Annotated in this window: 18 protein-coding genes and 1 pseudogene; 9 read left to right on the forward strand and 10 right to left on the reverse strand. The window is 72.6% G+C overall.

Annotation, left to right across the window (positions count from 1 at the left end):
* The first annotated feature begins 160 nt into the window (after positions 1–160).
* From BS72_RS22940 to BS72_RS36690, 3 genes are all read left to right on the forward strand, one after another.
* Positions 161–1,153 (forward strand): ABC transporter substrate-binding protein, encoded by a 993-nt coding sequence (locus BS72_RS22940; RefSeq protein ID WP_078901566.1) that lies wholly within the window; start codon positions 161–163, stop codon positions 1,151–1,153.
* 125 nt (positions 1,154–1,278) lie between these two features.
* Entirely contained in the window at positions 1,279–1,401 is a 123-nt protein-coding gene (locus BS72_RS39275; RefSeq protein ID WP_265736806.1) for a hypothetical protein, read from the forward strand.
* Positions 1,398–1,565, forward strand: a complete 168-nt coding sequence (locus BS72_RS36690; protein ID WP_157856308.1) for a hypothetical protein — start codon at positions 1,398–1,400, stop codon at positions 1,563–1,565. The genes BS72_RS39275 and BS72_RS36690 overlap by 4 nt, the downstream gene beginning before the upstream one ends.
* Before the next feature lie 17 nt (positions 1,566–1,582).
* Here the strand turns inward: BS72_RS36690 and BS72_RS22945 are convergent, their stop codons facing one another.
* Positions 1,583–2,263: a TetR/AcrR family transcriptional regulator gene (locus BS72_RS22945; protein ID WP_037917254.1), complete on the reverse strand. Its 681-nt coding sequence runs from the start codon at positions 2,261–2,263 to the stop codon at positions 1,583–1,585.
* Between the two features lie 109 nt (positions 2,264–2,372).
* On the opposite strand from BS72_RS22945, the gene BS72_RS22950 reads away from it, so the two are divergent.
* Positions 2,373–3,338, forward strand: coding sequence for an NAD(P)-dependent alcohol dehydrogenase (locus tag BS72_RS22950; protein WP_037913160.1), 966 nt, complete (start codon positions 2,373–2,375; stop codon positions 3,336–3,338).
* Positions 3,339–3,400: 62 nt separating this feature from the next.
* Here BS72_RS22950 and BS72_RS22955 read toward each other — a convergent pair whose 3' ends face one another.
* A complete protein-coding gene (locus BS72_RS22955; RefSeq protein WP_037913163.1) occupies positions 3,401–4,345 on the reverse strand; it encodes a LysR family transcriptional regulator in 945 nt (314 codons plus the stop codon).
* A 294-nt stretch (positions 4,346–4,639) separates the two neighbouring features.
* Between BS72_RS22955 and BS72_RS22960 the strand changes: the two genes are divergently transcribed.
* Entirely contained in the window at positions 4,640–5,359 is a 720-nt protein-coding gene (locus BS72_RS22960) for an SDR family oxidoreductase (RefSeq protein ID WP_037913166.1), read from the forward strand.
* A 501-nt stretch (positions 5,360–5,860) separates the two neighbouring features.
* Here BS72_RS22960 and BS72_RS38620 read toward each other — a convergent pair.
* A pseudogene (locus tag BS72_RS38620) lies at positions 5,861–6,550 on the reverse strand (eCIS core domain-containing protein); the annotation flags it as partial.
* A gap of 546 nt (positions 6,551–7,096) precedes the next feature.
* Entirely contained in the window at positions 7,097–7,858 is a 762-nt protein-coding gene (locus BS72_RS22970) for a GntR family transcriptional regulator (RefSeq protein ID WP_037913169.1), read from the reverse strand.
* A gap of 235 nt (positions 7,859–8,093) precedes the next feature.
* On the opposite strand from BS72_RS22970, the gene BS72_RS39625 reads away from it, so the two are divergent.
* Both BS72_RS39625 and BS72_RS22980 read left to right on the forward strand, forming a co-directional pair.
* Entirely contained in the window at positions 8,094–8,888 is a 795-nt protein-coding gene (locus BS72_RS39625; protein ID WP_198545937.1) for an N-acetyltransferase, read from the forward strand.
* Positions 8,889–8,902: 14 nt separating this feature from the next.
* A complete protein-coding gene (locus tag BS72_RS22980) occupies positions 8,903–10,120 on the forward strand; it encodes an acyl-CoA dehydrogenase family protein (protein WP_051951503.1) in 1,218 nt (405 codons plus the stop codon).
* A gap of 72 nt (positions 10,121–10,192) precedes the next feature.
* Here BS72_RS22980 and BS72_RS22985 read toward each other — a convergent pair whose 3' ends face one another.
* The 5 genes from BS72_RS22985 to BS72_RS23005 all read right to left on the reverse strand — a co-directional run bounded on the left by BS72_RS22985 (position 10,193) and on the right by BS72_RS23005 (position 12,674).
* Positions 10,193–10,705 (reverse strand): NUDIX domain-containing protein, encoded by a 513-nt coding sequence (locus BS72_RS22985; protein WP_051951505.1) that lies wholly within the window; start codon positions 10,703–10,705, stop codon positions 10,193–10,195.
* A 100-nt stretch (positions 10,706–10,805) separates the two neighbouring features.
* On the reverse strand, positions 10,806–11,084 hold the full coding sequence (locus tag BS72_RS22990; protein ID WP_078901884.1) for a Tn3 family transposase: 279 nt from the start codon (positions 11,082–11,084) through the stop codon (positions 10,806–10,808).
* Between the two features lie 106 nt (positions 11,085–11,190).
* Complete coding sequence (locus BS72_RS22995; protein WP_037913171.1) at positions 11,191–11,484, reverse strand: DUF397 domain-containing protein; 294 nt, start codon at positions 11,482–11,484, stop codon at positions 11,191–11,193.
* 168 nt (positions 11,485–11,652) lie between these two features.
* The gene (locus BS72_RS23000; RefSeq protein ID WP_037913173.1) at positions 11,653–11,838 is read right to left on the reverse strand and encodes a DUF397 domain-containing protein; all 186 of its coding nucleotides are present in this window, start codon (positions 11,836–11,838) and stop codon (positions 11,653–11,655) included.
* Positions 11,835–12,674, reverse strand: a complete 840-nt coding sequence (locus tag BS72_RS23005; protein WP_107498971.1) for a helix-turn-helix domain-containing protein — start codon at positions 12,672–12,674, stop codon at positions 11,835–11,837. The genes BS72_RS23000 and BS72_RS23005 overlap by 4 nt, the downstream gene beginning before the upstream one ends.
* Before the next feature lie 212 nt (positions 12,675–12,886).
* On the opposite strand from BS72_RS23005, the gene BS72_RS23010 reads away from it, so the two are divergent.
* Positions 12,887–13,414 carry an ATP-binding protein gene (locus BS72_RS23010; RefSeq protein WP_063836126.1) on the forward strand — a complete coding sequence of 176 codons (528 nt, stop codon included), beginning with the start codon at positions 12,887–12,889 and terminating at the stop codon, positions 13,412–13,414.
* Here BS72_RS23010 and BS72_RS23015 read toward each other — a convergent pair.
* Positions 13,309–13,887, reverse strand: a complete 579-nt coding sequence (locus BS72_RS23015) for a TetR/AcrR family transcriptional regulator (protein WP_037913175.1) — start codon at positions 13,885–13,887, stop codon at positions 13,309–13,311. The two genes, BS72_RS23010 and BS72_RS23015, sit on opposite strands and share 106 nt — an antisense overlap.
* Positions 13,888–13,974: 87 nt before the next feature.
* Here BS72_RS23015 and BS72_RS23020 point away from each other — a divergent pair, with 87 nt between their 5' ends.
* On the forward strand, positions 13,975–14,856 hold the full coding sequence (locus BS72_RS23020) for an SDR family oxidoreductase (protein ID WP_037913178.1): 882 nt from the start codon (positions 13,975–13,977) through the stop codon (positions 14,854–14,856).
* Positions 14,857–14,991: the final 135 nt, after the last annotated feature.

A 14,991-nucleotide genomic window follows, 5' to 3' on the forward strand; every position in this document is an offset into this window, starting at 1 on the left:
TACGGGAGCCACCCGGCTGCCGCGTCCCGGTCCACTACCCAGGAGGTCGGATGCCAATCAGTGACCTAACTCCTCTTGACCGGGAATCAACTGGCTGGATTGGATCGTTGGCAGGCCAGGGGTACGAATTCCCCTGACGCCTGTTCGAATTCATCTCTCCATGCCCACCGAGCCGGAAGCGGACACCGTGACCTCTCGTACGAAGAGCACCTGGTACAGCCCGAGTCACCTCAAGGCCACCGCATGCGCGCTGACCGCCCTCACCGCGGCGTCCGTACTGGCGGGCTGTTCCTCGTCCTCGGGCAAGGACAGCGACCCGCTCGCCGGGAAGAAGGCGTCGGCTGGCACCGTCGTCGTCGGCTCCAACAACTTCTCCGAGAGCACCCTGCTGGCCTACCTCTACGGTGAGACCCTCAAGGCCAAGGGCGTCAAGGTCAGCTACAAGCTGAACATCGGCACCCGGGAGACCACCTACGGCCTGCTCAAGAACGGCACGATCAACGTGCTGCCCGAGTTCAACGGCTCCCTGCTCTCCTACCTCGACACCAAGGCGGCGCCGACCACCCAGGACGCCACGGACGCGGCGATCAAGGCGAAGCTCGACCCGAAGCTGACGATCCTCGACGACGCCCCGGCCCAGGACAAGGACTCCGTCACCGTCAACGCCGCCACGGCCGCGAAGTACCACCTCACGGCGGCGTCGACCATCGCCGACCTCGCCAAGTACGGCAAGGACATCGTCGTCGGCGGCTCCCCCGAGTTCCAGACCCGGCAGCAGGGGCTGGTCGGCCTGAAGACCGAGTACGGGCTGACGCCGAAGTCCTACAAGACGCTGGACGCGGGCGGCACGCTCACCGAGGCGGCGCTGCAGAAGAACGACGTCCAGGCCGCGGACGTCTTCACCACCGACCCCACCATCACCAGCGCGAAGTTCGTCACCCTCCAGGACCCCAAGCACCTCTTCGGGTTCGCCAACGTGGTGCCGCTGATCAACAAGTCCGGCGTCAGCCAGCAGGCGGTCAGCACGCTCAACGCGCTCTCCGCGAAGATCGACACGCCGACCCTGCTCAAGCTCGACTCCGAGATCCAGCTCGACAAGAAGGACCCGAGCGACGTCGCCCAGTCCTGGCTGCAGTCCCAGGGCCTGGTCTGACGTCGTCCCCCGTCCCGCGGCCCTCGGCCCCGCCCCGGAACCGTCCGGCGCGGGGCCGCGTCGTACACGACGCTCCGGCGGAGGCACGGAGAGCGCGCCGCAGGCTTCCAGCGGAGGGGGAGATTATGGGGCAGGACTGGTTCGGCCTGGCCGCCGGCAGCGGTCTGGCGGTGACGGGTGTGCGGATGCTGAACGGTTGGCAGGCGCACACCTGCAAGCGTCCGCGCCTCGCCGGCTGGTCCGGGTGACGGCCGGTACGGGCATGGCCGCGGGCGGGCTCCTCGCGCTCACCGGCTCCTTCGACCGGGTGGGCGAGGCCGGCTGGCTTCCCCTCGGCCTCGTCGGCGCGGGCCTCGTCCTCTTCATCGGCAGCGGCCCGGCCACCGTCTTCCGGCGCCGCCGCCGGGGCTGACGCGGTACCGCTCCAGGTCAGGCCCTGGAGGACCGGTGCCCCCGGGGGCTGTCGGCTGCGATCGGCAGACCGCGCAGGGTCAGCGCCGCCGGCGGAGGCAGCGGCTGGTTGGCCGTGTCGGCACGGAACGACTGGAGCAGGTAGGCCATCAGGCGCCGGGACGCCGCGCCGTCACCCGGGAGGGCGGTCACCAGGCCGCAGTGCGCCAACAGGGCCACGGCGAGGTCGGAAGGGTGGAAGTCGGCCCGCAGCGCGCCCGCCGCCTGAGCCCTCCCTACCAGGGTCATGAGGTCCCGCTCGGCCTGCCACCGGGACCGCGCGTGTTCCGACGCGCTCTCCGGGAAGGCCGCCACGAACGCCGCCAGGAAGCCCCGTTCCTCCCGTTGGAGCGCGCAGACGGTCTCGACCAGGTGCTGGAAGCCCTGCCACGGGTCCGGGGAGGCCAGAGCCTCGGTGAGCGCCCGCGCGCAGGCCTCCATCTGCTGCGCGAACGCGCCCCGCACCAGGGCCTCCCGGGTCGGGAAGTGCCGGTAGAGGGTGGCCACGCCGACCCCCGCCCGGCGGGCCACGGTCGCCATCGGGGCGTCGATCCCGCGCTCGGCGAAGACCGCGCGGGCCACGACGAGGACGCGCTCCCGGTTGCGCCGGGCGTCCGCCCGAACCCCGCCCTGGGCCTTGATCCGAGAGGGTTCCGTCATCAGTGTCTCTCGCTTCCGGTCCAGGCGGACGGTCACGTCCGCCCAGAAGCTTACGGTCGGCGTCAGATCCCCGTAGGCCCCGAAGGTCCCCGGCGGCAAAGGCGGAACGATGGACGACCGCATGATGAAGGCAGTGCTCTACGACCGCTACGGCGGCCCCGACGTGCTCTCCGTGGGCCGGGTGCCACGCCCTGAGCCGGCCTCCGGCGAGGTCCTGGTGAAGGTGCGCGCGTTCAGCGTCAACGGCGCCGAACTGGCGGCCCGGTCCGGCCGTCTCCGCCTCCTCACCGGTCGGAGGTTCCCCCAGCGCGTCGGCTTGGACTTCACCGGCGAGGTGGCCGCCCTGGGTGCCGGAGCGGCACGGCTCGCGGTCGGCGACCGCGTATGGGGGGTCCTGGGCCGCACCTCCGGGTTCGGCAGCGCCGCCGAGTACGTGGCCGTGCCGGCCGAGCGGGTCGGCCGGGTCCCCGACGGACTGGACCTGGTGGAAGCCGCCGCGCTGCCGGTGGCCACCACGGCCGTCACCGCGCTGCGGGACAGCACCGGGCTGCGCCCCGGCGAACGGCTCCTCGTGCGGGGCGCGGCGGGCGGCGTCGGCAACGCCGCCGTCCAGCTCGGGCGGGCGTTCGGCGCCGAGGTCACGGCCCTCGCCCGCGCGGCCAACCTCGACTTCGTCCGCGGACTCGGCGCGCACCGGGCCGTCGACCACCGGAGCGTCCGGCCGGCGGACCTGGGCCGCTTCGACGTGGTCATGGACACCGTGGGGACCGGCCTGCCGGCCTTCCGGCGCCTGCTCAACCCCGGCGGGCGGATGGTCACCATCGCCCTCGACCCGGAACACCCCGCCGTGTCGCTCGGCTACCTCGCGGCCGGTCTGCTCCACGGGCGCGGCAGGGTGCGCTTCTTCAGCGGCAACCCCGTACAGCGGCACCTGGACGACCTCGCCGGCCATGTGGTCGAGGGGAGGCTGCGCCCGGCGGTGGACACGGTCTTCCCCCTGGAGGAGACAGCGGCGGCGCACCGGGCGCTGGAGGCGGGCGGCGTGCGGGGCAAGTACGTGGTCAGGGTCGCGTAGTCGCGCGGGACACCGGCGAGGGTGCCGGTGGTCGGAGGGCCGTCGGAGGGACGACGCTTGCGTCAGGAGCCGTTGGGAGCGGGCCTGACCTGGGCGGGTCCGGTCTGGGCGGGTCCGGCAGGGACGGGGCCGGTCAGCAGGGACAGCGCGAGGGTGCGGAACGCGGTGACGAGCCGGCTGCGGTCGTCGGCCCGTGCGGCCAGTACGACGCGGCTGGGCTCGATGTCGCGCACCGGGACGCTGGTGAGGTACGGGCGGGTCAGGCCGCCCGGGGCCGGCACGACGGCCACGGCCCTGCCGGAGGCGATCAGTTCGAGCTTGTCCTCCAGGTCCTCGACGAGCGGGCCGTCGGGGGCGCGGCTGCCGTCGGGGCGGGGGTCGACACGCCAGAAGGCGTCCCGGTCCGGATCGCTCGCCCGGATCATCGGCTCGTCGGCGAAGTCCGCCAGCACGACGGACTCCCTGCCCGCGAGGCGGTGGTCGACGGGGAGCAGCAGCACGCGCGGCTCGTCGTACAGGACGGTCACCCGCAGCTTCTCGGCCCGCAGCGGGAGCCGGGTGACCACGGCGTCCACGCGGCGGTCCAGCAGCGCGGGGCGCACCTCCCTCCACGGCAGGTGCGCGGTGTCCACCTCGGCGTCGGGATGCCGGCGGCGCAGCTCGCGCACGGCGGGCGTGACGACGATGTTCGTGGTGTAGCCGACGGTGACCCGGGCGGGCTCGGCGGCGGCCCGGGTGAGGGCGGCGGTGCTGGCGGCCACGCAGAGCAGCGTCCTGGCGCCGGGCAGCAGGGCCTCGCCGGCCGTGGTGAGCCGGCTGCCGTTCGGGGAGCGGTCCAGCAGCCGGGCCCCGAGCTGCTGTTCGAGACGGCGGATCTGCCGGCTGAGGGTGGGCTGCGTGAGGTGGAGGGCCTCGGCGGCGGCGGCGAAGGTCCCGTGCTCGGCGAGGGCGACGAAGTAGCGCAGCAGCCGAAGGTCGAGGTCTGCCGGCGGAACCGTGTCTGGCACCCGCGCAGTCTATCCGCGCACCCCGCGACCCCCGCCGGAGACCGGCTATGACCTGCGGATATGCCCAGGTCGTATGTCCTCTTGCGGTATGGGCCTTGGACGCGGTCCGCCGCGGCTTCCTAGCGTGGGCCCACAAGGTCCCCGTTCCGGAGACCCACGGCTCGCCGTCCGGCGCGCCGGGCCGCGAGCGCGGCGCCGCACGCCCGTCCCGCCCCGCCACACGCGCCCCGTCACGTCCCGCTGCGCCCGGTCCCGCCCCGCGCCCGAGCCGTGCGAGCAGGCAAGGAGAACGACATGTCCCGACCCACGGCCCTGATCACCGGCGGAACCAGCGGAATCGGCAGGGCGACCGCCGAACTGCTCCACGAACGCGGCCACCGGGTGATGGTCACCGGGCTTGCCGGCGTCGACCAGGCGAGGAAGACCCTTCCGGCGGAGATCACCGTCGTGCGGGCCGACTCCCGCTCCCTGGCCGACATCGACCACGCCATGGACGAGGCCCGGGAGCGGTTCGGCACGCTGGACATGCTCTTCCTCAACGCCGGGATGTCGCAGGTGAAGCCGCTGGCGGCCACGGACGAGGCCGACTTCGACGCGCTCTTCGACACCAACGTCAAGGGCGGCTTCTTCACGCTCCAGAAGGCCCTTCCCCTGCTCAACGACGGTGCGTCCGTCATCTTCACGGTCGGCGCCGGCGTCGACGTCCCGGCCCCCGCCATGCTGGCGGTCAAGGGGGCGCTGCTGCCGCTGATGCGGGCGGCGGCCAAGGAGTTGGCGCCGCGCCGCATCCGCGTCAACGCCGTCAGCCCCGGCGTGATCGACACCCCGGCCTACAGTCGCAGGGGCATCTCCCGGGAGACCCTGGAGTCCTGGAGCGCCGCGATCCCCCTCGGCCGGGTGGGGCTGCCCGCCGAGATCGCCGAGGCCGTGGCCTTCCTGGCCTCGGACGCAGCCCGCTACATCACCGGGGACAACCTCGTCGTCAGCGGAGGCATGGGCGTCAGCGCGTGGTGACGCCCGCGGACCTCGCGCACCCGCCTCGGCCTCCGTCCCCTCCCCAGGGCGGCCTCACCGGGTGACGGTACCGTCCGGGACGTCCCGGACGGTGACCTTGCCGGCCTGCCGGCCCAGCAGCTGGGCCACGGCCTCGCCGAGGCCCTCCTTGCTGCCCGTCGGCTGGGGTGCCGAGCCGTCGGTGTACTGCTCGACGGCCTTCCTGAAGTACGAGGGGTGCCACGCCCCGACGGCTCCGCTGACGTCGATGGCCGCCACCCGCCGTTTGCCGACGGCCGCCTTGATGGCCGGCAGGACCTGGTCCGAGGCGAGCTTCCCCGGCACCTGGAACAGGCTGGCGTGGCCGCCGACCTTGCCGCCGTCGCGCAGCTGCACGGTGATGACCAGGCAACTGGTCACCGACGGGTAGGTGATCGTCCCGTTCGGGCCGACCTCGCCGACCTCGCCCTCCGCGATCGAGGCGGTCTCCGCGACCGGAGCGGCGGCCGTGTCCGGAGCGGCGGCCGTGTCCGGGGCCCGCTGGACGGACCGCGCCGCGACGGACGACTCGGTACGGAGGTCGGATTCGTCCGCTCCGAGTGCCCGCTGGACGAACGCGCCCGACATCACCCGGCGCGCGTTGGCCTCGGCGTCCTGCTCGAAGCGGTCCGAGGGGTCGCTGACCCGCAGCCCCGAGCCGTTGTCCGTGCCGGCGACCGGTCCCTGCCGCTGCTGGATGACGTGGGTCAACTCGTGCGCGAGGGTGTGCTTGTCGCCGCCGCCCTCGCCGACGACCACGTGGCTGCCCGACGTGTAGGCCCGAGCGCCCACTTCCGCCGCCGAGGCCCGCGCTGCCGCGTCCGTGTGGACGCGGACGTCGGAGAAGTCCGCGCCGAGCCGGCCCTCCATCTCGGTGCGCGTGCCGAGGTCCAGCGGCTGCCCGGGGGACCGCAGGACGTCGTGGACGGTGGAGCGCTGCACGGCGGGCCCGGGCTGCTCAGCCTGCTGGTCCTGGTGGCCGCAGCCGGCGTCGTGCTGGTGCTGCTCCTGGGCCCCCGGGTGTCCGGACTGGCGGAGCATCTGGAGGACGGCCGCGTTTCCGGCGCTGCGCTGGAGGTCGGAGAGAGGCGGCGCGACCCGCACCGGGGGCCTCCCGGCCGGCGCACGCCCGCTCACTGCCTCGTCGGACCTTGCGTTCTCGTGGGCGTGCATGTCTCCCTCTCGCGCGGAAAAGTCGCCTCACCCCTGATAGCAGGCGAACGCCCTCTACCGCCAGGGGCCTTGGGGCAGCCCACCCCGACCGATCGGGCACGGTGCCCGCAGCGCCGGCAGAGCCACCCCTGGTCTCGCGGGCGGCGGAGGGTACGGCGGCGCCTACGAGCTGCGGGTGACCGACGCCGAGGTCGATGACCTGGGCGGCCTGGATCTGTTGTGTTCGGCCCTGCGTACGGCGGCCCGCTCGCTGGGCTGGTCGAAGACAGAGGCCTACGGCGTCACCACGATAATGGGCGCGGTCGCGGGCGTCGTGGACCGTCGCGAGGTCTCCGAGGAGTTCGCCGAAGCGGTGGACCGGCACAAGATGGCCCGGATGCGGGCGGCTGTCGAGACCGTGGCCCGCAATCGGGCCGACAGCGTCCGGCGTGCCGTGCCCGGGTCGGGCGCGCTCACCACCCAGGAGTTCCAGGCCGCCCTCGCTGCGGTTCCCCAGAGCCGGTCCTGGCCAGCGGCGAAGGGGGCAGCCGGGCGGTGGTCCCCCGGTCAGTGGTCCCCCTGGGCAGAGGGGTGCCGGGTGATGCTGCTGCCGATCTCGAAGGCTTCGGCGGACATGCGGGTGTCGTTGATCTCCAGCACCGCGCCGGCCGGGCTGGTGGTGGGGCGTACGATCCGCAGCAGCGGCACGCCCTTCGCCAGTCCCAGGCGCTCGGCCTCCCGGGGGGACGGCATCCGCGCGCTGTAGCCTTCCTGCCACTGGAGGGGGCCGTGGCCCATGGCCTCCAGCAGGTCGTAGATGCCGCCGGGGCCGGTGTCGCGCTCCGCGAGGCGGGTGCCGCGTGAGAGCGGGGCGGGTAGGTAGCTGGTGGCCAGCTGCTTGGGCTCGCGGGTGTCGGGGTCGCCCATGACGCGGTCGCGGATCAGGACCTCCTCGCCGGGCCGGACCCCGAGGAGCGGGGCGACGTCGCGCGGTGCCGGGCCCCAGCCGACGGTCGGCTGCTCCAGCGCCACCCAGGGCTGGGCGGTGGGGTCGAAGTAGTAGCCGCGCTCGTCGCGGAAGACCTGGCGGGCGCGGGTCAGGCGATGGCGGGCGGGCACGGGCCGCACGAGGGTCCCGCGCCGGCGGACCGCTTCCACCAAGCCTTCGCTCTCCAGCTCGGCGACGGCCTCGCGGGCGGTCTGCTTGGCGATTCCGTACCGCTGGGCGAGTTCTTCCAGCTTCGGAAGCACCGCGCCCTCCGAGTACTCCCCGCTTTCGATGGCTTCGCGCAGTTCCGCGGCGACCTGCCGGTAGGCAGGGGTGTTCATAGGTCCTCCTCCACTCGCAGATGTCACAGCAGAACCATATAGAACTAGGACTAGGACTATTGACGGCAAGTCAGGTGGGGTTGAGCATTAGTCCTAGTCCTACCGTGTTCGTGCGGCAGGCGCACCCCTTCCTTGTTTTCCCAGCCGGCGTGTCCGGCCTCTCCGCGCTGCCCGCGCACACCCCCGGCGGGAGGAGTGCCGAACCGAAGTACCGGCCCATTGGACGGAGACACTGATGGAACGTCACAGCAAGGCGAGGATGACCGAAACCGGGATGAGCGAGCTCGTCTCGGTCGGGCTGCTGGAGATCGGCCAGGGCTGCCGTATCAGCCCCACTGCCGTCTTCGAGCCCCAGGACGAGCAGGGCACGATCCGGACCATCCGCATCGGCGACCACGTGGTGATCGGCTCCGGCGCGGTCATCTGCGGCGGCGTCGAGATCGGCGAAGGCTCCCGCATCGAGGAGCACACCGTCCTCGGCAAGCCCGAGCTCGGCTACGCGGTCGGCCGCACCTACCCCGGGGCCGGAGCGCCCACCCGCCTGGGCGAGGGCGTCACCGTGCGGGCCGGCGCCACCGTCTACGCCGGGGTGGTCATCGGCGCGCGCACCGCCCTCGGCCACCACAGCCTGGTCCGCTCCTTCACCCGGCTCGGTACCGACACCGTGCTCGGCCACTTCCTCGTGATCGAGCGCGAGTGCACCTTCGGCGACCGGGTGCGCTGCTCGCCGCTGTCCCACATCACCAGCGCCACCGTGCTGGGCGACGACGTGTTCCTCGGCGCCGGCATCCGCACCGTCAACGACAAGCACCTCATCTGGCGCGACCCCAACCGCGACCCCGACCTCATCCCGCCCCGCTTTGAGACCGGCGCCAAGGTCGGCTCCGGCTCCACCGTCCTGTCCGGCGTGGTGATCGGCGAGCGCGCCCTGGTCGGCGCCGGGTCCGTGGTCACCCGCGACATCCCGGCCGGCGCAACCGCCTACGGCAGCCCGGCCCGCGTCCGCTCCGGCCGCGTCGACACCAACTGAACAGGGAGAACACCATGGACGACAACGCAGCGCGCGCGCTTCGCTGGCTCGACCCCGTGCTCACCGCCCTGCCCGACCTCACCGACCGGCACAGCGGCCGACTGCTGCGGTTGGAGAACGACCTGACCGAGGTCCTGACCGCAGCCGACCACCACACCACCGCCTCGATGCGGCTGCTGGCCGTACGCCGCCGCATGGCCGAGCGAGGCCGCACCACCAGCACCACCGCCGAGCACACCCCCGCGACGGCCGTCGCCGAGGTGCTGGCCGGGTTCGTCTGCGGCTTCCACGACCTGGACCTGCGCGACGCGGTCGGCGCCGGCCACGGCCGGATGATCCTGCGCCACGGCACCGACCTGGTCCGTCGCCGCTGGGCCTCGCGCCTGGGCGCCGGGGACCTGGTGGGCATCGCCGCCACCGAGCGCCACGGCGGCAGCCGTTTGCAGGGGATAACCACCCGCGCCACCCCCATGCCCGGCGGAGGCTGGGCGCTCGACGGTGAGAAGTGCTGGGTCTCCCGCCTGCGGGAGGCTTCGGCGTTCGTCGTGTTCTTCAAGGACCCCGCCGACCGGATGAGCGCCGCTGTCATCGACGCTGACGCCCCAGGCATCCAGCGACGCCCCGCGCTCCCGGCGGGACTCGCCGGGTGGGCGTGGGGCAGCCTGTCGCTGACCGGGGTTCGGATCGGCGAGGCCGACCTGCTCGGCGCCCTCGGCGACGGCCTGGCCGTCTTCCGCGAGCACTTCGCCGCCTTCCGCCCCCTGGCCGCCGCAACCGCGCTGGGCACCGCCGCGGGCATCCACGCCCAGGTGACCGCCACCCTCACCGCTCGCGTGACCTCCGGCATCCTGCCCCGCCTGCGCGACACCGCCCTGGTCACCCTCGGCCGCACCCACGCCGAACTGAACGCGGCCCTGCTCGCGGCCACCGCCAGCGCCCGCCTGACCGCAGCCGGCCACCCGCAGGCCGACACCTGGTCCCGCTCGGTCAAGGCCACGGCGGTCGATGCCGCCAACAAGGCCGTGGGCGAGCTGTCCCTGCTCGTCGGAGCGTCCGGGTTCCAGACCACCTCGGCCCTGGCCAAGGCCCGCGCCGACCTCGGCGGTCTGCTCTACGCCGACGGCATCCACGACTCGCTGCTGCGCTCGGTGGGCCGCACCCTCACCACCGCCGCCAGTATCCCCGCCCAGCGCTCCGACCCGGTGGCAGGGGAGCGGGTGCACGTCGCCTGACGCCTGGGCCGAACGCCGGTGGGCCGGACCTCCACAACGGAGGCCCGACCCACCGGCGTTGTGCACGGGGGGTCAGTCCAGCGCGGGCACGCCGTTCTCCAGGTAGACCGTGGTCCCCTCCTCCCGGGCCCGGGCGCACGCCTCCACCCGGCGGGCCAGCAGCGGGATCAGCCGCTCGCGGACCCGCTCGACCGGTACGAACTCCAGGCCGCGCAGTTCCTCGGCCTGCAGCCGGATGCCGGCCACCTGCTCGGCGGACAGGGCCCCGCCGTCGAAGACGGCGTTGATGCCCTCGCTGCGGCCCGGACGCGGGCCGACCCAGTCCATCCCCAGCAGCCGCCCCAGCGTCAGCGACAGCCCGAGCTCTTCCTTGACCTCCCGGGTGGCGCCGGCCTTCGGGGACTCGTCCCACTCCACCCCGCCCCCGGGGATCTCCCAAGGCTCCTTGTAGACCGGATCGACCAGCAGCACCCGGCCCCCGGCGTCGAAGAACAGCACCCCGGCGGCCAACCGCTTGCGCGGCAAGGCCCGGTCGTACTCCGACAGCTGGGCCAGCGCGCCGGAGTCGTTCGCAACAGCAGTCATACCCACGGAGCCTAGAGCGACCCGGCGCCGCATGAGGATGAATCACGTCACTGTGCCCAAACAGGGACGAAGTCCCGAACTGCCGGCCCCGGCCACCGCATCACGGACGGCCGGGGCCGGGCCGTCGCACTGCGGCACTCGCCTGCGGTTGCTGGGTCCGCTGCCTGGGCACCGCCGCCGCAGGCCCCAGGTCAAGGCGGGAGTTCATGTCGAGCTCGAACCAGCCGTACGGGTTCACGTGGGTCCAGAACAGCGGCGACAGGCCCCGGCGGTCGGCGTCAGTGAGCGTGTCCGCCCACTTCGGATCGGCCAGGACCTGCTGCATCAGCGGGGTGTTGACGTGGACCAAGGCGGCCTGGAGCAGACGCAGGGCCAGCATGGAGACCTCCAGGCGCAGGCCGTCCCGGTGCCCCACCAGCCCTCGCGGGCGGCTCGATGCCCGCGCCCGGGTCAGCCGGCCGGGGCGGGGTGCAGGATGCGGTGGTTCAGCTCTCGCGGGTGAACTCGGTGAAGGCGGCCCAGGCTTCGGGGGTGAAGGTGAGGTGGGGGCCGGCCTTGTCCTTCGAGTCCCGGACGAGGACGGCGTCGGGCTCAGCTGCGATCTCGATGCAGTCGTCACCGGAGCTGCCGCTGTAGGTGCTCTTGGTCCAGGCCACTTCGACGCAGTCGCCCGAGCTGCCGCTGCTGTAGCTGCTCTTGAACCAGGCGACTTCAACGCAGCTGTCACCCTGGGAGCCGCTGTGGCTGCTCTTGAACCAGGTCAGGTCGGGGGTGGACATGGGGCCTCCTCGCCTTGGTGCACGACGGGTTCCGTGGGTCCATCGTCGTGCGGCGAGGGGTGGTTGGGGTACGGCGGATTTGGACGAGCTGTGGTTCGGGGGCGGTTGGGCATGACTGAGCCCCGCGCCCGGGTCGGTCGGCCGGGGCGGGGTGCAGGATGCGGTGGTTCAGCTCTCGCGGGCGAACGCCACGAAGCGGGACCAGGCTTCGGTGGAGAACGTCAGGTGCGGGCCTTGCTTGTCCTTCGAGTCCCGCACGAGGACGGCGCCGGGCTCGGTGGCGACCTCGACGCAGTCGCCCTGGGTGCCGCTGCTGTAGCTGCTCTTGAACCAGGCCAGGTCGGATGTGCTCATTGCGCTCCTCGCATTCGCTCCAGCAGGTCCCGGGTGTCCTCGGGGGTGAGGGCCTGCGAGCGTAGTTTCGCATACCGCTGCTGGAGCACGCTGACGATCTTGGGGTCGGTGATGAACTGTCCGCTCTCCTGGCCCTCGCAGTAGGCGTACCAGATGTTGTCAGGTGTCTCCAGGAGCTGCACCGGGCCGTCGAGTCCTGCGTGCACTCCGCGAGAGAGTGGGACGATCTGCACGCTGACATTGCGCTGATGGCTGATGGCGATAAGCGCCTCAATCTGCTCGCTGTTGACATCGGGCCCTCCGGTGCCGCGCAGGAGCAGGTGTTCGTCGAAGATGAAGCTGAACTCGGTGTTCGGTCGCTCTGAGAGCAGTTGGTGCCGTTCGAGCCGAGCCGCCAACTTCAAGGCGATCTCCTCGTCGCTCAAGGGAGGGATGCTGCTCTCGAACAGAGCGCGGGCGTGAGCTTCGGTCTGGAGCAGCCCCGGGATCATTCGGCACTCGTACGTGTACAGGTTGATGGCCGATTCCTCCATGGCTGCCCATCGGCGGAACCACTTCGCCAGCCCCGGCTGGCGGGTGACGTGCGTGTACGCGTTGACGAGGGCGCGGGTGCCGCCGAGTGCGGCGGTCGCGCGTTCGACGAAGACGGGGTCGGCCATGCGGCGGCCCCGTTCGATGGAGACGATCATGTGCTCGGAGTACCGGACGAGTTCGCCGAACTCCGCCCGGGTGTAGCCGGCCTCCTCCCGGAGGGTCTGGACAACCGAGCCGAAAGTCTTCAAGCTGTCCGAGGACTCGGGCTCACTGTTGCCCCCCGACGCCGACCTGTCGGCCATATCGGCCACCTCCGTCCGGGACCTGTCCGCCCCTGCGATCACCGTTGATCGCAACATGCTCACACCGAGTCACCTGTACTGTCTACGTTTTGTGTTTGTACGCTGACTGGGCGTACAAACGGCGTGCCTGGTGGGAGGGCTTGCGGGGGCCTCACATTGGTCGCATGGCACCCCTTATCAAGCCCCAACTCCCGTTCACCGTACGTGCGTTTATGCGGTGGTTCCCGTCGACCCGGCTCGGCGCCCGCAGTGCGCGCGGGGTCGTGCTGAAGCAGCTGGCCGAGTGGGGTTTCCCCGGCGGTACGAACCTGTCGGAGGCGGCCGGAATCGTCGTCGCCGAGCTGGCCGCGAACGCCGCGACCCACGGGCGGGTGGCCGGGCGCCACTTCGAGGTGCGGCTGACCCTCTCGGCCTCGATGCTGGTGATCGAGGTGGCGGACACGATGGGCGAGGCGCGCCCGCCGGAGCCGGGGAGCGTGCCGGAGCCGGACCTGGACGCCGAGTCGGGTCGGGGGATGCTGCTGGTGGAGGCGGTCGCCGACCGGTGGGCGGTGCTGGACCGCTGCCCGGGCAAGACGGTCCGGGTCGAGCTGGGTCTCCGCGGCTCGGACGATGACGGACGGGCGGCCGACGATCAGCCCAGCGACGCCGCTGCCGCGCGCAGCTCTTCCAGCGCCGCCAGCGCGTGTGGCGCGAGCCCTTCGGTGTCGTCGCGGTCGCTTTCCGACCACCGGGCGTAGCCCAGTTTGAAGGCGAGGACGCCTATCTCGCCCGCGAGGTGCGCGGTCGACTCGGGGACGCCTCGGTCGACGAGCGCGGCGGTCATGGCGGCCGCGAGGCCGACGTTCTTGAGCAGGTCGCGCTCCCGAAGCTCGGCGCTGGCCGCGACGGCCGCCTTGAGGCGGGGGCCGATCTCGCGGTTCGCCGGGCCCATGGCGCTCGACGCGCGCTCCAGCCCGGCCGCGACCGCCTGGAGGGGGCCGGCTCCGTCAGGTGCCTCGGTGATGCCGTCGGCGAGCAGCCTGCTGAGCGTCTCCTGGCCGGCGACCAGCACCTCGCGCTTGTCGGAGAAGTGCCGGAAGAAGGTGCTCCGGGTGACGCCGGCGCGCTCGGCGATCTGCGCCACCGTGGTGGCGTCGTACCCCTGCTCGGTGAAGAGGTCGACGGCTGCGACGACGAGTCGCTGCGGTGCTCCTGGTTCCCATCTGGCCATGACGCCAGGATAGCGATGGGACACCTGTCCCGTCACTCGTGTATGGTCAGTGATGGGACATGTGTCCCGTCACTGACAGGAGAACTCATGCACGTCTTCGTCACCGGCGGCACCGGCACCATCGGTTCCGCCGTCGTCGCCGAACTGATCGACGCCGGCCACACCGTTCTCGCACTGGCCCGCTCGGACGGCTCCGCCGAGACCCTGGAGGGCGCCGGCGCCAAGGTGCTGCGCGGAGAGATCGCGGACCTCGACGTCCTGCGCGCCGGCGCCGCGCAGTCCGACGGCGTGATCAGCCTGGCGTTCGGCCGCGACTACACCAGTCCGGACGCGCTCGCGCGTGCCGTCGCCGAGGAGAGCGCCGCGGTCGCCGCGCTGGGCCAGGAGCTCATCGGCAGCGACCGGCCGATCGTCACCGTCTCGGGTACGCCCTGGGTTCCGGGACGCGCCTCCACCGAGGCCGATCCGCTGCCGACCGACGGACCGGTGGGCGGTCGGGGCCGTTCCGTCAACGCGCTGCTGGAGCTGGCCTCGCGCGGTGTGCGCGCCACGGCCGTCCGCATGCCCCGTACCGTCCACAACGAGGGCCAGGGCGGATTCGCCGGCCTGATGACCGACGCGGCGCGCCGCACCGGAGTGGCCGGCTACCCGGGTGACGGCACCCAGCTCTGGCCGGCCGTGCACGCCCTCGACGCGGCGGTCCTGTTCCGCCTGGCCCTCGAAGCGGCGCCCGCCGGGACGGCCTGGCACGCCGTGGCCGAGGAGGGCGACGCGGTGCGGGACATCGCCGAGGTCATCGGCCGACGGCTGAACCTGCCGGTCGAGTCCGTCTCGGAGGAGCACTTCGGCCCGTTCGGCCCGATCTTCGCCATGGACCAGCCCGCGTCCAGCGCCCACACCCGCGAAGCCCTCGGCTGGCAGCCGACGCACCTCAGCCTCCTGGAGGACCTGGAGAACATCCAGCCCTGACACCTGCCCGTTCGAGGGGCCCGGAGGCCGCCCGTTCCGTCACAGGGGCCGGGCCTCCGGGCGCCGCCGCTCCCTTGCCGCGCCTGCCCCTGCCCTTGCCTCTGCCCCTGGCCCTGCCCGTGGCTCTGTCCCTGC

It is taken from the genome of Actinacidiphila yeochonensis CN732 (assembly GCF_000745345.1).
In the GTDB taxonomy this organism is placed as follows: Bacteria; Actinomycetota; Actinomycetes; order Streptomycetales; family Streptomycetaceae; genus Actinacidiphila; species Actinacidiphila yeochonensis.

Coding starts and splice junctions, on each gene's coding strand:
- BS72_RS22940 (WP_078901566.1), top strand. CDS start 161: ATGCCCACCGAGCCGGAAGCGGACACCGTGACCTCTCGTACGAAGAGC.
- BS72_RS39275 (WP_265736806.1), top strand. CDS start 1,279: ATGGGGCAGGACTGGTTCGGCCTGGCCGCCGGCAGCGGTCTGGCGGTG.
- BS72_RS22945 (WP_037917254.1), bottom strand. CDS start 2,263: ATGACGGAACCCTCTCGGATCAAGGCCCAGGGCGGGGTTCGGGCGGAC.
- BS72_RS22950 (WP_037913160.1), top strand. CDS start 2,373: ATGGACGACCGCATGATGAAGGCAGTGCTCTACGACCGCTACGGCGGC.
- BS72_RS22960 (WP_037913166.1), top strand. CDS start 4,640: ATGTCCCGACCCACGGCCCTGATCACCGGCGGAACCAGCGGAATCGGC.
- BS72_RS22970 (WP_037913169.1), bottom strand. CDS start 7,858: ATGAACACCCCTGCCTACCGGCAGGTCGCCGCGGAACTGCGCGAAGCC.
- BS72_RS39625 (WP_198545937.1), top strand. CDS start 8,094: ATGGAACGTCACAGCAAGGCGAGGATGACCGAAACCGGGATGAGCGAG.
- BS72_RS22980 (WP_051951503.1), top strand. CDS start 8,903: ATGGACGACAACGCAGCGCGCGCGCTTCGCTGGCTCGACCCCGTGCTC.
- BS72_RS22985 (WP_051951505.1), bottom strand. CDS start 10,705: ATGACTGCTGTTGCGAACGACTCCGGCGCGCTGGCCCAGCTGTCGGAG.
- BS72_RS22990 (WP_078901884.1), bottom strand. CDS start 11,084: ATGCTGGCCCTGCGTCTGCTCCAGGCCGCCTTGGTCCACGTCAACACC.
- BS72_RS22995 (WP_037913171.1), bottom strand. CDS start 11,484: ATGTCCACCCCCGACCTGACCTGGTTCAAGAGCAGCCACAGCGGCTCC.
- BS72_RS23000 (WP_037913173.1), bottom strand. CDS start 11,838: ATGAGCACATCCGACCTGGCCTGGTTCAAGAGCAGCTACAGCAGCGGC.
- BS72_RS23005 (WP_107498971.1), bottom strand. CDS start 12,674: ATGGCCGACAGGTCGGCGTCGGGGGGCAACAGTGAGCCCGAGTCCTCG.
- BS72_RS23010 (WP_063836126.1), top strand. CDS start 12,887: ATGCGGTGGTTCCCGTCGACCCGGCTCGGCGCCCGCAGTGCGCGCGGG.
- BS72_RS23015 (WP_037913175.1), bottom strand. CDS start 13,887: ATGGCCAGATGGGAACCAGGAGCACCGCAGCGACTCGTCGTCGCAGCC.
- BS72_RS23020 (WP_037913178.1), top strand. CDS start 13,975: ATGCACGTCTTCGTCACCGGCGGCACCGGCACCATCGGTTCCGCCGTC.